General features: G+C 61.3%; 13 protein-coding genes and 2 tRNA genes. 6 read left to right on the top strand and 9 right to left on the bottom strand.

From position 1 onward, the window contains the following. Position 1 precedes the first annotated feature (1 nt). Positions 2-829: an ammonia-dependent NAD(+) synthetase gene (gene nadE, locus AB1N67_RS02710; protein ID WP_043211947.1), complete on the top strand. Its 828-nt coding sequence runs from the start codon at positions 2-4 to the stop codon at positions 827-829. 110 nt (positions 830-939) lie between these two features. Here nadE and azu read toward each other — a convergent pair whose 3' ends face one another. Next, the gene (gene azu / locus AB1N67_RS02705; protein ID WP_043211949.1) at positions 940-1,389 is read right to left on the bottom strand and encodes an azurin; all 450 of its coding nucleotides are present in this window, start codon (positions 1,387-1,389) and stop codon (positions 940-942) included. A 347-nt stretch (positions 1,390-1,736) separates the two neighbouring features. On the opposite strand from azu, the gene AB1N67_RS02700 reads away from it, so the two are divergent. Continuing rightward, entirely contained in the window at positions 1,737-2,324 is a 588-nt protein-coding gene (locus AB1N67_RS02700; protein ID WP_043211950.1) for a TIGR00730 family Rossman fold protein, read from the top strand. A 120-nt stretch (positions 2,325-2,444) separates the two neighbouring features. Here AB1N67_RS02700 and AB1N67_RS02695 read toward each other — a convergent pair whose 3' ends face one another. The 8 genes from AB1N67_RS02695 to rnr form a co-directional block, all read right to left on the bottom strand. Then, entirely contained in the window at positions 2,445-4,745 is a 2,301-nt protein-coding gene (locus AB1N67_RS02695) for a YgiQ family radical SAM protein (RefSeq protein WP_070571141.1), read from the bottom strand. A 213-nt stretch (positions 4,746-4,958) separates the two neighbouring features. Next, on the bottom strand, positions 4,959-6,356 hold the full coding sequence (gene dnaB, locus AB1N67_RS02690) for a replicative DNA helicase (RefSeq protein WP_043212012.1): 1,398 nt from the start codon (positions 6,354-6,356) through the stop codon (positions 4,959-4,961). Between the two features lie 113 nt (positions 6,357-6,469). Further along, positions 6,470-6,916: a 50S ribosomal protein L9 gene (rplI, locus tag AB1N67_RS02685; RefSeq protein ID WP_043211954.1), complete on the bottom strand. Its 447-nt coding sequence runs from the start codon at positions 6,914-6,916 to the stop codon at positions 6,470-6,472. Between the two features lie 20 nt (positions 6,917-6,936). Then, positions 6,937-7,830: a hypothetical protein gene (locus AB1N67_RS02680; RefSeq protein ID WP_043211957.1), complete on the bottom strand. Its 894-nt coding sequence runs from the start codon at positions 7,828-7,830 to the stop codon at positions 6,937-6,939. A 33-nt stretch (positions 7,831-7,863) separates the two neighbouring features. Then, positions 7,864-8,094 carry a 30S ribosomal protein S18 gene (rpsR, locus tag AB1N67_RS02675; protein ID WP_009403887.1) on the bottom strand — a complete coding sequence of 77 codons (231 nt, stop codon included), beginning with the start codon at positions 8,092-8,094 and terminating at the stop codon, positions 7,864-7,866. Between the two features lie 29 nt (positions 8,095-8,123). Beyond that, a complete protein-coding gene (gene rpsF / locus AB1N67_RS02670) occupies positions 8,124-8,549 on the bottom strand; it encodes a 30S ribosomal protein S6 (protein ID WP_043211961.1) in 426 nt (141 codons plus the stop codon). A gap of 274 nt (positions 8,550-8,823) precedes the next feature. Continuing rightward, positions 8,824-9,570 (bottom strand): 23S rRNA (guanosine(2251)-2'-O)-methyltransferase RlmB, encoded by a 747-nt coding sequence (gene rlmB, locus AB1N67_RS02665; RefSeq protein WP_043211963.1) that lies wholly within the window; start codon positions 9,568-9,570, stop codon positions 8,824-8,826. Then, entirely contained in the window at positions 9,567-12,146 is a 2,580-nt protein-coding gene (gene rnr / locus AB1N67_RS02660) for a ribonuclease R (protein ID WP_182942240.1), read from the bottom strand. Before rnr ends, rlmB begins: the two co-directional genes overlap by 4 nt. A gap of 273 nt (positions 12,147-12,419) precedes the next feature. Here rnr and AB1N67_RS02655 point away from each other — a divergent pair. From AB1N67_RS02655 to AB1N67_RS02640, 4 genes are all read left to right on the top strand, one after another. Further along, positions 12,420-12,506, top strand: a tRNA-Leu gene (locus AB1N67_RS02655). Between the two features lie 87 nt (positions 12,507-12,593). After that, positions 12,594-12,680, top strand: a tRNA-Leu gene (locus AB1N67_RS02650). A gap of 267 nt (positions 12,681-12,947) precedes the next feature. Next, the gene (locus AB1N67_RS02645; protein WP_043211968.1) at positions 12,948-13,961 is read left to right on the top strand and encodes an extracellular solute-binding protein; all 1,014 of its coding nucleotides are present in this window, start codon (positions 12,948-12,950) and stop codon (positions 13,959-13,961) included. Then, positions 13,961-15,526, top strand: coding sequence for an iron ABC transporter permease (locus tag AB1N67_RS02640; RefSeq protein WP_043211970.1), 1,566 nt, complete (start codon positions 13,961-13,963; stop codon positions 15,524-15,526). Before AB1N67_RS02645 ends, AB1N67_RS02640 begins: the two co-directional genes overlap by 1 nt. Positions 15,527-15,538 lie beyond the last annotated feature (12 nt).

Raw genomic sequence — 15,538 nt, 5'->3', positions numbered from 1 at the left:
CATGCAAGCCGTTCAGCGAGAGATTGCGCAGCAGCTCAAGGTGCAGCCCCCGTTTGCCGACGCCGCCGCGCTCCAGGCCGAAGTCACCCGGCGCGTGACCTTCATCAAGGGATGCCTGGCCAATGCTCGGCTCAAGACCCTGGTCCTGGGCATCAGCGGCGGGGTCGACTCGCTGACCGCCGCCCTGCTCGCCCAGCGCGCGATCAATGAGTTGCGTGCCGAGACCGGAGACGACAGCTACCGCTTCATCGCCGTGCGCCTGCCCTATCAGGTACAGCACGACGAACACGACGCCCAGGCGTGTCTGGATGTGATCAAAGCCGATGAAGTGCACACCGTGGATATCGCCCCGGCCGTCCGCGCCCTGGCAGCCGAGACCAAAGCCTTGGAAGGCGGCTCGCCGACCCTGGTGGATTTCGTCGTGGGTAACGTCAAGGCGCGCATGCGCATGGTGGCCCAGTACGCCATTGCCGGCGCCCGGGGCGGCCTGGTGATCGGAACAGATCATGCTGCCGAGGCGGTGATGGGCTTTTTCACCAAATTCGGTGATGGTGCCTGCGACCTGGCACCACTGAGCGGCCTGGTGAAGAACCAAGTGCGAGACATCGCTCGCAGTTTCGGCGCGCCGGAAGCGCTGGTGGAAAAAGTCCCGACCGCGGACCTGGAAGACTTGGCGCCGGGCAAGCCGGACGAAGCCTCCCACGGCGTGACCTACAAGCAGATCGACGCGTTCCTGCACGGTGAGCCGGTCAGCCAGGAGGCGTTCGACATCATCGTCGCCACCTACCGCAAGAGCCAGCACAAACGCGAGCTGCCGTTCGCGCCTTGATCAGCCCCTAGAAACGCCTGTGGGAGCGGGCTCACCCGCGAATGCAGTGGCAGACCACCGAGGCATTCGCGGGCAAACCCGCTCCCACAGGTTATACGCTCAGGTTTCGCTTACTTGACGATGACCTTGCCCTTCATCATCGAGATATGGCCTGGGAAGGTGCAGAAGAAGCTGTAGTCGCCACCGGCTTCGAGCTTGGAGGTGTCGAACTTAACTTCGGTTTCCTTCTCTGGCGCACCGATCATCTTGGTATGGGCGATGATCCCGGCATTGGCGGCATTGAGGTAGTCGTTTTCCAGACCCTTGCTCATGCCTTCGGTGGCGATGCCCTGCATGTCGGCAGTCTTGCTGATCACCAGGTTGTGGCCCATGACGTTCTTCGGCAGGCTGCCGGAATGGGTCAGCTTGACGGTGAACTCTTTGCAGCTCTTGTCGACGGTGAATTCCTTGGTGGTGTAGGACATCTGGTCGGTGGACTCGACAGTCACCGAGCACTCGGCTGCAAAGACAGAAGCGCTGGCGAGGGTCAGCAGGGATACCGCTACAGCTTTCGCAAACATCATGAATCTCCTTGGCAGGGTTTAATCATTGCGAGACTGCCTGAAGCCGCTCGCCTCCCCGCTGATATGGGTCAAGGAGGAAAGGCCTCAGCCAGTAGATTTGTTCAATGGATTGTATACAACCAATCTAAGTGCACATCATGCCCTCTTAATGGACGATGGGACAACCTCTCATTCAGGAGCAAGTACCATGACATTGAGCAGCATGATGCGCAGCCTGCTGGCTGCCTACGCCTGTGGCGCCAGTGGCGCGGCAGTTTGCGAATTCTCCCGCCCCGAGTGAATCGGCGCTTGGAAGCGGCAGGCATGCGCCTTACCCTGTGCGCGCATGTGATGGGAGATTAGCAATGCCTGTACGTTCCGTTTGTGTCTTTTGCGGTGCCAGCATCGGCACCCACCCCGCTTATCGTGAAGCCGCGGTAGCTCTGGGCCAGGCCATCGCCCGGCGCGGCCTGACCCTGGTGTACGGCGGGAGCTCCGTGGGCCTGATGGGCGCTGTGGCCGATGCCGCCATGGCGGCTGGCGGGGAAGTGATCGGCGTCATGCCACAAAGCCTCATCGATGCGGAAATCGGCCATAAAGGCCTGCCACGGCTGGAAGTGGTCGACGGCATGCACGCCCGCAAGGCGCGCATGGCCGAGCTGAGCGATGCCTTCATCGCCCTTCCGGGGGGCCTGGGAACGCTAGAGGAACTGTTCGAGGTCTGGACCTGGGGCCAGCTGGGCTACCACGCCAAGCCATTGGGCTTACTGGATGTGAACGGGTTCTATGAAAAACTGGGCGGGTTCCTCGACCATATCGTCGAAGAAGGCTTCGTAAGACCGCAGCACCGGGCGATGCTGTTGCTTGGCAAGCAGCCGGATGAGCTGCTGAATGCGATGGAGGAATTCGTGCCGCCCGTGCTACCCAAGTGGGTCGACAAGAAACCTGATTGATCTCGATCGATGGGCCCCGCATCTGACCTGTGGAACGGGTTTTACCGCCAATGCGTCGGTAGACACCTCAGCATTCGCGGATAAGCCCGCTTCCACAGGGTCCAGTGCCCAGGCTATCGATCAGCGCGGAATGACTGGCTGACGAGGCTTCTTCTTGCCTTTGCCGCCCTTGGCCGCTTCCCTGCGCTCTTTGGCCGCTTGTTGGTTGCGAGCGAACGCTTCGGCCTTGGCCTTCTCCCGTTTGTCCCACGGCTTGCTGCCATCGCTGGCGCGCGGCGGCAGGCCGGTGTGCTGGGTCAGGATCTTCTGGTCTTTGCCCACCTTGTGGCTGCCGGCAGGAGTCGAGTTCTTACGGCGAGCGCTCTGGTAGCTGTCGGTCTGCGGCTGATGCAGCGGGATCAACTGGTGCTTGCCCGGACCGATCAGGTCAGCGCGCCCCATGCGTTGCAGCGCTTCACGCAGCATTGGCCAGCCCTTCGGATCGTGATAGCGCAGGAAGGCCTTGTGCAGGCGACGCTGTTCTTCGCTCTTGACGATCTCCACCCCTTCGCTCTTGTAGGTCACCTTACGCAGCGGATTCTTGCCCGAGTGGTACATGGCCGTGGCCGAGGCCATCGGCGAAGGGTAGAACGCCTGCACCTGGTCGGCGCGGAAACCATTGCTCTTGAGCCACAGGGCGAGGTTCATCATGTCCTCGTCGGTGGTGCCTGGGTGCGCGGCGATGAAGTACGGGATCAGGTATTGCTCTTTGCCCGCTTCCTTCGAGAACTTCTCGAACATGCGCTTGAAGCGGTCGTAGGTGCCGATCCCCGGCTTCATCATCTTGTCCAGCGGCCCCCGCTCGGTGTGTTCCGGAGCGATCTTCAGGTAACCGCCGACGTGGTGGGTCACCAGCTCTTTGACGTACTCCGGGGACTCCACGGCCAGGTCGTAGCGCAGGCCGGAAGCGATAAGGATCTTCTTCACCCCCGGGAGGGCACGCGCCTTGCGGTACAGCTCAATCAGCGAACTATGGTCGGTGTTGAGGTTCTCGCAGATGCCGGGGAACACGCAGGACGGCTTGCGGCAGTGCTTCTCGATCTCGTGGCTCTTGCAGGCGATGCGGTACATGTTGGCGGTCGGGCCGCCGAGGTCGGAGACCACGCCGGTGAAGCCTGGCACCTTGTCACGCATTTCCTCGATTTCGCGGATGATCGAGTCGTGGGAGCGGTTCTGGATGATTCGGCCTTCATGCTCGGTGATCGAGCAGAAGGTGCAGCCGCCGAAGCAGCCACGCATGATGTTCACCGAGAAGCGAATCATCTCGTAGGCCGGGATGCGCTCCTTGCCATAGGCCGGATGCGGGACGCGCGCGTAAGGCATGCCGAACACGTAGTCCATTTCCTCGGTGCTCATCGGGATGGGTGGTGGGTTGAACCACACGTCCACCTCACCATGCTTCTGCACCAAAGCGCGGGCGTTCCCGGGATTGGTCTCCAGGTGCAGCACACGGTTGGCGTGAGCGTAGAGGACCGGGTCGTTGCGCACCTTCTCGAACGATGGCAGGCGGATCACCGACTTCTCACGGGTCATGCGCGGGCTGTCGAGAATCTGCACAACCTTGGCTTCGTTCGGGTCCTCGACTTCACCCTTGGCCTGCTCGATGGCGCAGGCCTGGGTGTCCTGGGTGTTGACGTAGGGGTTGATGATCTTGTCGACACGTCCTGGCCGGTCGATGCGGGTCGAGTCGATCTCGTACCAGCCCTCTGGTGTGTCACGGCGCACGAAGGCGGTGCCGCGTACATCGGTAATGCTTTCGATGCTCTCGCCCTGGGACAGGCGCTGGGCGACTTCGACGATGGCGCGCTCGGCGTTGCCGTACAGCAGGATGTCGGCACTGGCATCGATCAGGATCGAATGACGGACCTTGTCCTGCCAGTAGTCGTAGTGGGCGATGCGACGCAGGGAGGCTTCGATGCCACCGAGGACGATCGGCACATGCTTGTAGGCCTCCTTGCAGCGCTGGCTGTACACCAGGCTTGCGCGGTCAGGGCGCTTGCCCGCCAGGCCACCCGGGGTATAGGCATCGTCGGAACGGATCTTCTTGTCCGCGGTATAGCGGTTGATCATCGAGTCCATGTTGCCTGCCGCGACGCCGAAGAACAGATTCGGCTCGCCAAGCTTCATGAAGTCGTCCTTCGACTGCCAGTTCGGCTGTGCAATGATGCCGACGCGAAAGCCCTGGGCTTCCAGCAGCCGGCCAATGATGGCCATGCCGAAGGACGGATGGTCGACGTAGGCGTCTCCGGTCACGATGATGATGTCGCAGGAATCCCAGCCGAGCTGATCCATCTCCTCCCTGCTCATGGGCAGGAACGGTGCCGGCCCGAAGCATTCGGCCCAGTACTTGGGATAGTCGTAGAGTGGTTTGGCTGCTTGCATGTCAGTGACCGGTTCTGGTGTGCAGGGAAATCGCGGGCGCGGAATATAGCACAAAATTTGATCAAATCCGACGATAGTGGTCGGATTCGTGTGCTCAAAAAAAGAGACTTCCGCCCTGTGGGAGCGGGTTCACCCGCGAATGCGATGGCGCAGAGTCCACTGTATTCGCAGGCAAACCCGTCGTCACATGGGACAGACGTACCGCTGGAAGGGCTATTCGTCGTCGTCGAAGTTGTACATGCCCGGAGCGAGGTTCTCGAAACGGGTGTACTTGCCGATGAACGCCAGGCGGATGAAGCCGATGGGGCCGTTACGCTGCTTGCCGATGATGATTTCGGCGATGCCCTTGTGCTCGGTCTCGGGGTGATACACCTCGTCACGGTAGACGAACATGATCACGTCGGCGTCCTGCTCGATCGCTCCGGATTCACGCAAGTCGGAGTTCACCGGACGCTTGTTGGGGCGCTGCTCGAGGGAGCGGTTGAGCTGCGACAGGGCGATGACCGGGCAGTTGAATTCCTTGGCCAGCGCCTTGAGGGAACGCGAGATCTCGGAGATCTCGTTGGTCCGGTTATCACCGCTGGAGCCAGGGATCTGCATCAACTGCAGGTAGTCGACCATGATCATGGCGATATCGCCATGCTCGCGGACCAGACGGCGGGTACGGGCACGCATTTCCGAGGGACTGATGCCGGCAGTATCGTCAATGAACAGCTTGCGGTCGTTGAGCAGGTTGACTGCCGAGGTCAGGCGCGGCCAGTCGTCGTCGTCCAGCTGACCGGAACGCACCTTGGTCTGGTCGATGCGCCCCAGGGACGACAGCATACGCATGATCAGCGCATCGCCGGGCATCTCCAGGGAGAACACCAGCACCGCCTTGTCGCTGCGCAGCACTGCGTTCTCCACCAGGTTCATGGCGAAGGTGGTCTTACCCATCGAAGGGCGACCCGCGACGATGATCAGATCCGCTGGCTGCAGGCCGCTGGTCTTTTCATCCAGGTCGGTATAGCCGGTCGACAGACCGGTGATGTCGCTGTCGGAGTTGAACAGCGTGTCGATGCGGTCAATGGCCTTGGTCAGCAGCTCGTTGACGCCCACCGGGCCACCGGTCTTGGGCCGTGCTTCGGCGATCTGGAAGATCTGCCGTTCGGCGTCATCGAGAATTTCCGCAGCATTGCGGCCCTGGGGGTTGAAGGCGTTGTCGGCGATATCGGTGCTGATGCTGATCAACTGGCGCAGCGTGGCCCGCTCGCGAATGATCGCCGCATAGGCCTTGATGTTGGCCACCGAGGGTGTGTTCTTGGCCAGCTCGGCCAGGTACGCCAGCCCGCCGACCTGGGTCGAGAGGCCTTCCTTGTCCAACTGCTCGTGCAGCGTGACCACGTCGAACGGCTGGTTCTGATCCACCAGTTTGTGGATGGCGCGGAAGATCAGGCGGTGGTCATGCCGATAGAAATCACCGTCCGAGACCTGGTCCAGCACCCGCTCCCACGCGTTGTTGTCCAGCATCAGGCCACCGAGCACGGCCTGTTCGGCCTCGATGGAGTGCGGCGGCACCTTGAGGGCGGCAGTCTGCAGGTCTAGTTGTTCGGGATTGCTGATCTCGTTCATGTCCACACGAAAAATCTGGGTGATGAAAAAGACAAAGGGCACGACCTGCATGATGCAGGACCGTGCCCGATGTTAACCGGCTGGCCCCGAGGAGCCAACCGATTCGCGGCAGCTTAGGCTGCGACGACAACCACGCGAACGGTGGCTTCAACGTCGCTGTGCAGGTGCACGGCAACGTCGTATTCGCCGACGTTACGGATGGTGCCGTTCGGCAGACGAACTTCAGCCTTGGCCACTTCAACGCCGGAGGCGGTCAGGGCGTCAGCGATGTCGTGGGTGCCGATCGAACCGAACAGCTTGCCTTCGTCACCAGCGGTGGCAGTGATGGTCACTTCCAGCTCGGCCAGTTGGGCAGCGCGGCTTTCAGCCGAAGCTTTACGCTCGGCAGCAGCTTTTTCCAGCTCGGCGCGACGCTCTTCGAACGCAGCCAGGTTGACGGCGTTGGCAACGACGGCCTTGCCGAAAGGCAGCAGGAAGTTACGGCCGTAACCACCTTTTACTTTTACTTTGTCGCCCAGGTTGCCCAGGTTGGCGACTTTTTCCAGCAGGATCAGTTCCATTTGGTAAAACCTCTTAACTTTTAACCTTCACCGTTCGCGGAATCGTCACCCTGGTGAGGGGACTTGCGACCGCGAAAATCAATCAGGCTATCGACAATGGCCAAGACCACGAGCAACGGATAAGTCAGCTGCATGAACAGCACCAGCGTCACGTACAACCCCACCAGCCAGAACTTGGCCAGGCGCTTCTGGGCCACCAACCCATGCAGCAGGGCGATCCCCGCGAACATGAGCGGCACACTGCACAGTGGTGTCAGCAATGCCAGGCCAGGACCGAAGTTCGGGCCGAACAGCATGCAGGCCAACAGCACCAGCATCGGCACCAGGGGAATCCGTACCGCGTGAAACTCGCGGCCGAAACCTCCCGGGTTGTACAACACGGCTTGCCAGTAGCGACCCAACATCAGGGCCAGCACGCTGACAACTTGCAACAGGGCCGCAATCAGGCCGCCGAGCACCGGTACGATGAGGCTTCCAAGGTGTGCCTGTTCCTCTACCGACAACTGCTGGTAGAGGCCGTCGAGCATCTGCGGCAGGGCTTTTTCAAGCGCTCGCGCCAGAGCTTCAATCGGTTCGCGGAACACCGAACCAAGCACAACACCGTACAACAGGCCCAGGGCGATGCTGGACAACAGCACCCGGTTCCAGGAATGTCCGGCGCGCAGCAGCGCAGCCAGCCCCAGCGTCCCCAGCAGCACCATCAAGGTGCGTGGCTCGCCGAAGATCCACCAGGCCAACGCCGGCAAGATACCCCAGACGATGACCGAGGAAGCGTCCTTGAAACCGCGCCGCAGGAACACCAGGCTCCCGGCGGCGGCACTCAACCAGAACAACAGCGGCAACGCCGCACAACCGGCCACCACAATGGAGGCCTGCACACGACCGCGCATGATGAAATCAGCCAACGCTCGCATGCTTATCCCTTGCTACTTGTCGACGACCCGGTCTCAGCGGCCGTGGCTGTCGGTGTAGGGCAGCAGGGCCAGGAAGCGGGCGCGCTTGATAGCGGTAGCCAGCTGACGCTGATAACGAGCTTTGGTACCGGTGATACGGCTTGGAACGATCTTGCCGGTTTCGGATACGTAAGCTTTCAGGGTGTTGAGATCTTTGTAGTCGATCTCTTTCACGTCTTCAGCAGTGAAGCGGCAGAATTTACGACGACGGAAGAAACGTGCCATGTAATAGGCTCCTCAAAAAGGTCCGTGGATTACTCGTCAGCGTTATCGCTGTTGTCGCTGTCGTTGCTGTCGTCGCCATCGACGCCATCAGCAGCTTCAGGACGCTCGCGACGCTCACGGCGCTCGCTGCGGTTCTCTTCGGCCTTCAGCATCTCGGACGGGCCGGTGACGGCTTCGTCGCGACGGATGATCAGGTTACGGATCACGGCATCGTTGTAGCGGAAGTTGTCTTCCAGCTCGGCCAGGGCCTTGCCGGTGCACTCAACGTTCAGCATCACGTAGTGAGCCTTGTGAACGTTGTTGATGGCGTAGGCCAGCTGACGACGGCCCCAGTCTTCCAGGCGGTGGATCTTGCCGCCGTCTTCCTCGATCAGCTTGGTGTAACGCTCAACCATGCCGCCGACTTGCTCGCTCTGGTCCGGGTGAACCAGGAAGATGATTTCGTAATGACGCATGAATGCTCCTTACGGGTTAGTAGTCTGCCAGCACTGTGGTCAGACAAGGAGTGAATGACACTGTATGTCTTGCCTTGGAAAGAGGCACATGCGCGCCTGCCTGCTTGGCAAGGGGCGCAATTGTAGAGAAGGCGGGGAGTACAAGCAAGGTGGCTGGCGATTATTTGAACAGCCGGAAACAAATTGCCGGAGCCCCGCGAAAGAGGCGCCGCCCCTTTTGCGGGTAATCCCGCTCCCACTGCCCTGTAGCAGCGGGATCAGCCGCAAATGGGCATCAGCCCTTGACCTGACGCTGTCGCACAGCCTCGAACAGACACACCCCGGTAGCCACCGACACGTTCAGGCTGCTGACGCTACCGGCCATCGGCAACTTGACCAGGAAGTCGCAGTGCTCGCGGGTCAGGCGACGCATGCCCTTGCCTTCGGCGCCCATGATCATCACCAGCGGGCCAGTCAGATCCTGCTGGTAGATCTCCTGCTCGGCCTCGCCTGCAGTCCCGACCACCCATAGCCCACGCTGCTGGAGTTTCTCCAGCGTACGGGCAAGGTTGGTCACGGCCACCAGTGGAATCACCTCGGCAGCGCCGCAGGCGACCTTGCGCACCACGGCCGTGAGCGTCGCCGACTTGTCCTTGGGAATCACCACTGCCGTGACACCGGCAGCATCGGCAGTACGCAGGCAGGCACCGAGATTATGCGGATCGGTGACACCATCGAGCACTAGGATCAGCGGTGGCCGTTCGGCACGTTCGAGCAACTCGTCGAGCATGGCCTCGCCCCAGACCTGGCTCGGGCTGACCTCGGCAACGACACCTTGGTGCACACCTTCGACCCAGGCATCGAGCTCGCGGCGCTCGGCCTGGCCGACCGGAACGCGGTTTTCCGCCGCCAAGGCCAACAGGCTCTGGATACGCGGCTCGCTGCGTCCCTCGGACAACCAGATCTGCTTGACCCGCTTGGGATGATGCTGCAACAGCCCCTGCACGGCATGCACGCCGTAGATTTTTTCCAGCTGACTCATGACTTGTTCTTGCCTTTGCGCGGCGCGCCGGACTTCGACGGCCCCTTGCGATGCTTGGTCGGCTTGCCGGACGCCTTGGCGCCTTTGTCCGACTTGCCGCTGGCGTGGCTGTGACGGGCCTCGCTCATCAGCGCCTTTTTCATTTCCCGGCTTTTGCGCACTTCGGCATTACGCTGCACGGCGTCCTTGGGGAAGTACGCCTCGGCAGTCTCGCTTTTGCGGCTGCGCGGCTTGGGCGAAATCTTCGCCTCGGATGCAGGTGCCGGCTGGGCTGCAGGTACCGCTTTGTCGCCCGCGGCAGCGGGTTTGCGACCGACCGGGGCGTTGACGCTCGCCTCGGACATCTCGAAGTCGATCTTGCGTTGCTCCAGGTCGACACGCATGACCTTGACCTCGACAGTATCGCCCAGGCGGAAGCTGCGACCACTGCGCTCGCCAGACAGACGGTGGTGCACCGGATCGAAGTGGTAATAGTCACCCGGCAAGGCGCTGACATGTACCAGGCCTTCCACATAGATGTCGGTCAGTTCGATGAACAGGCCGAAGCCGGTCACCGCGGTGATCACGCCCGGGAAGGTCTCGCCGACACGGTCGCGCATGTATTCGCACTTGAGCCAGTTGACGACGTCGCGCGTGGCCTCGTCGGCACGTCGCTCGGTCATCGAGCACTGCTCGCCCATCTGGTCGAGGGTGTTCTCGTCGTATGGGTAAATGCGCGCCTTCGGAATGCTCATGGCACCCGCCCGCTTGACATGCGGAGTATCGATCTTCGAGCGGATCACGCTGCGGATGGCGCGATGCACCAGCAAGTCCGGGTAACGGCGAATCGGCGAGGTGAAGTGGGTGTAGGCCTCGTAGTTCAGGCCGAAGTGGCCGTTATTCTCGACGCTGTACACCGCCTGGCTCAACGAGCGCAGCATGACGGTCTGGATCAGATGGAAGTCCGGGCGCCCGGCAATGCTCGCCAACAGGGCCTGGTAGTCCTTCGGCGAAGGATCCTTGCCCTTGTGCAGCGAAAGGCCCAGCTCGCCCAAGAATGCGCGCAGTTTTTCCAGGCGCTCCGGTGGCGGGCCATCGTGAACACGGTAGAGTGCCGGAACGCCGTGCTTCTGCAGGAACTCGGCGGTGGCCACGTTGGCCGCCAGCATGCACTCCTCGATCAGCTTGTGGGCATCGTTGCGTACGGTCGGGCGAATCTCATCGATCTTGCGGTCTTCACCGAAGATGATGCGGGTTTCCTGGGTCTCGAAGTCGATCGCGCCACGGGTGTGGCGAGCCGCCACCAGCACCTTGTACAGGGCATAGAGGTGCTTGAGGTCCGGCAGAACCGCGCTGTACTCCTCGCGCAGGGCCTTGCCTTCGCGGGTACGGGCATGTTCGAGCATGCTGCTGACCTTGTTGTAGGTCAGGCGGGCATGGGAATGAATCACCGCTTCGTAGAACTGATAGTCGACCATCTGGCCGGCCTTGTTGATGGTCATTTCGCAGACCATGGCCAGGCGATCGACGTGCGGGTTCAGCGAACACAGGCCGTTGGACAGCTCCTCGGGCAGCATCGGAATCACGCGCTCGGGGAAGTACACCGAGTTGCCGCGCTGCTGCGCCTCGACATCCAGGGCCGAACCTAGGCGCACATAGCTGGAAACGTCAGCGATCGCCACGTACAGGCGCCAGCCGCCCGAGAACAGCCGCAGCTTGCCCAAGGGCTCGCAATAAACGGCATCGTCGAAGTCGCGGGCATCTTCGCCATCGATGGTGACAAACGGAAGATGACGCAGATCGATGCGCTTTTCCTTGTCCTTCTCTTCGACCTCGGAGCGGAACTTGCGCGCTTCCTTGATCACATCTTTAGGCCAGACGTGAGGAATATCGTAGCTACGCAGCGCGACATCGATCTCCATGCCGGGCGCCATGTAGTTGCCGATCACCTCCACCACATCACCCTGGGGCTGGAAGCGTGGGGTCGGCCAATGGGTGATCTTGATCTCGACGAACTGGCCAATCTTCGCACCACCGTTACGCCCGGCAGTCACCAGCACTTCCTGCTGGATCTTCGGGTTATCGGGAGTGACATAACCAATGCCACCTTCCTCGAAGTAGCGGCCGACCACGCTCTCGTGGGCACGGGAGATGATTTCGACCAGCACGCCTTCACGACGGCCACGGCGATCGACACCGGAAACCCGGGCCAGACCGCGGTCACCGTCGAACACCAGGCGCATCTGCGCAGGGCTCAGGAAGAGATCTTCACTGCCATCATCCGGGATCAGGAAGCCGAAACCATCGCGGTGGCCGGAAACGCGACCGCAGATCAGGTCAAGCTTGTCTACCGGGGCATAGGTGCCGCGCCGGGTATAGATAAGCTGGCCATCGCGCTCCATGGCGCGCAGGCGGCGGCGCAGGGCTTCGATCTGGTCTTCTTCGTGCAGGCCGAACTCGGCGGCCAGCTCTTCGCGAGCGGCCGGTTCGCCACGGTCGGCGAGACGCTGCAGGATCAGCTCACGGCTAGGAATGGGATTTTCGTATTTTTCCGCTTCGCGAGCGGCCTCGGGATCGAGGGATTGCCAATCGGCCATCAGAAGGGGTTCACCTTGGGGTATATAGATAAGAATTCTGGCATAGGCGTATTGAAACCGGAAATGTCTGCCTTGGACAGCCCCAGCGGAGCGTCGAAGTGGAGGCAATAGGCCTGCGGAATCAACAAGTTGAATTTTTTGAATTTTTTTTTGATCCGGGGCTTTACAGCCCTCAGGAGCGTCCGTATAGTGCGCACCACAACGACGGACAGCCGACGTTGTAGTTGAGATGCAACGCGATGTAAAGCATCATGTGACCTCGACGAAATGTGTGCCCAGGTGGCGGAATTGGTAGACGCGCTGGTTTCAGGTATCAGTGGCTTAACGGCCGTGGAAGTTCGAGTCTTCTCCTGGGCACCAACTATTTTCAAGTAACAGATGACCAAGGATCTGTTACTACCGTGTTAAACGAACGATAGTCGTCTTGCACAGAAGATGTAAAGCTTTGCCCAGGTGGCGGAATTGGTAGACGCGCTGGTTTCAGGTATCAGTGACTTAACGGTCGTGGAAGTTCGAGTCTTCTCCTGGGCACCATACAAAAACCCACTAGCTTGCTAGTGGGTTTTTTCTTGCCTGCGATTTAGCCCCCCGCCCTCTGCAGCAACGGCTTCATGCGCAAACACCGGCAAAGCCGGTGCCAAGCACTGCGTATCGCTCTCCACAGGCAAACCAGCCCCACCAGGAAGAGACGCCTCCTTAGCCCTTTGTCTGCTGATGAATTTCTCGCCATACGGCCACTTGAGAAACGATTTCGTTTACCATTGTTTCCAAATATGTAGCCGTAAGCGAGGAAGTACCCGCATGACGATCCGCCCGCAACTGCTGATGCGCAGCCTGGCCGCCGCTCTCTTCGGCCTGGTGATCGGCGCACCGGCCGCCTTGGCTGACGAACCGGTCACGCTGACCCTGTACAACGGCCAGCACAAAGAAATCGGCGAAGCCATCGCCAAGGCCTACGAGGCCAAGACCGGCATTCACATCAATATTCGCAAGGGCAGCAGCAACCAGCTGGCCAGTCAGATCATCGAGGAAGGCGATCGCTCGCCCGCCGATGTCATCTATACCGAAGAATCCCCGCCTCTGAACAACCTGGGCGAACTGGGCCTGCTGGCGAAAATCGATGACGCGACCTTGGACATGCTGCCCAAGCAATACGTCGGCGCCAACGGTACCTGGATGGGTGTGACCGCGCGAACCCGGATCGTCGTGTTCAACCCCAAGAAAATCGACGAGAAGGACCTGCCGAAAAGCGTCATGGACTTCGCCAACCCCGAGTGGGATGGCCGTGTCGGCTACGTGCCTACCAGCGGGGCCTTCCAAGAACAAGCCGTGGCCATCCTCAAGCTGCATGGCCGCGAAGCGACCGAGGAATGGCTAACCGGCCTCAAAGCCTTCGGCAAGGCCTACACCAACAACATGGTGGCCCTCAAAGCCGTCGAGCGCGGTGAAGTCGATACCGTGCTAGTGAACAATTACTACTGGTATGCCCTCAAGCGCGAGCGTGGCCAGCTGGACTCCAAGCTCTACTACCTGGCCGACGGCGACGCCGGCAATCTGGTAACCATCTCCGGTGCCGGCGCCGTCAAGGCCAGCAAGCACCCGAAGGAAGCCCAAGCCCTGCTCAACTGGATGGCCAGCGAAGAAGGCCAGCGCGTCATCACCCAGACCACCGCCGAATACCCGCTGCATAAAGGCATGGTCTCGGATCAGGGCCTGAAGCCGTTCGAAGAGCTACGCCCACCGAAGATCTCGCCGGCGGACCTTGGCAACGCCGAGGAAGCCTTGGAGCTTGAACGAGAGGTCGGCCTGCTCTGATGACTGCCGCCCTGCCCCAGCCGGCCCTGGCGCGCTTCGTGCCACGCCGCAAGCGCCCCTCGATCTGGGTGGTGCTGCCCGTCCTGTTCCTGGTGGCGATGAGCTTGCTGCCATTGCTCTACGTCGCCCTCAAGGCATGGCAAGCCGGCTGGCATGAAGCCTTTCGCCTGCTCTGGCGCCCCTTCGTCTGGGGGCTGCTGCGCAACACCTTGATGTTGATGATAGGGGTCACAGTGGCCTGCCTGATCGTCGGACTGGCGTTGGCCTGGCTGCTGGAGCGCAGCGACCTGCCAGGCCGTCGCCTCTGGGGGGTGGTGCTGTGCCTACCCTTTGCTGTGCCGTCGTTCGTCAGCAGCTTCACCTGGGTGTCGCTGAGTTCGGACTTCGAGGGCCTGGGCGGGGCAATCTTGGTCATGGCGCTGTCGAAGTACCCGCTGGTGTTCCTGCCTGTGGCCGCGACCCTGCGCAACCTCGACACCTCTCTTGAGGAGTCGGCGCGCACCCTGGGCTGCAGCCGCTGGGGGGTATTCTTCAAGATCACCCTGCCGTTGCTGTGGCCCTCGATGATCGGCGGCGCACTGCTGATTGCCCTGCACATGCTGGTGGAGTTCGGCGCCCTGTCCATCCTCGGCCTGCAGACCTTCACCACGGCCATCTACCAGCAGTTCGAACTGGAGTTCAGCAACGCCAACGCGGCCATGCTTTCGGCTGTGCTGCTGGCGCTGTGCCTGGCAATGCTCTGGCTGGAACTGCGCGTACGTGGCAAGGCGCGCCATGTGCGGATCGGCCAGGGCGTGGCCCGTCGCGGTCAACCGGTTCGCCTACGGGTTTGGATGCCCTTGGGGCAGTTGTTCTGCCTGTCACTGGCGGTACTGGGCAGCGGAATCCCCTTGGCCATGCTCGGCTACTGGTTGAGTGTGGGTTCATCGGCAGCATTTCCGGTTACGGAAATCGGCAAGGCACTGCTGACGTCGCTGTCAGTCTCCTTGGGTGGAGCCGGTTTTTGCGTGCTGCTGGCGCTGCCCATCAGCTTTCTGGTGGTGCGCTACAAGGGCCGCCTGGCGATCTGGGCCGAGCGCCTGCCCTACCTGCTGCATGCCTTGCCAGGGCTGGTGATCGCGCTGACGCTGGTGTTCTTCGCCCTGCACTATGTGCCGGCCCTTTACCAGACGTCCGCCCTGCTGCTGCTGGCCTATGCCTTGCTGTTCCTGCCACTGGCACAGGCCCCCGTGCGCACGGCCCTGAACAAAGCCTCCCCCACGCTGGAAGAAGCGGCCCGAACCTTGGGCGCCAGCAGTTTTGGCGCCTTCTGCCGGGTGACTCTGCCAATCATCTTCCCAGCCCTGGCAGCGGCCTTCGCCCTGGTATTCCTCGATGCCATGAAGGAGCTGACCGCTACCCTGCTACTCAGCCCCACCGGCATGACGACGCTGGCAACAGAAGTCTGGGCGCATACCGCCAACGTCGAATTCGCCGCGGCGGCACCTTATGCGGCGCTACTGATCGTGGTGTCGGGGTTGCCGGTGTATTTGCTGACCACGCGGATGTATCTGAACAAGGCGTAAACCGCTTCGTAG

This window comes from Pseudomonas guariconensis, assembly GCF_040822035.1.
GTDB classification, from domain to species: domain Bacteria; phylum Pseudomonadota; class Gammaproteobacteria; order Pseudomonadales; family Pseudomonadaceae; genus Aquipseudomonas; species Aquipseudomonas guariconensis.
The sequence above is the reverse complement of the archived record's forward strand: the minus strand, read 5'-3'. Positions and strand labels throughout refer to the sequence as shown.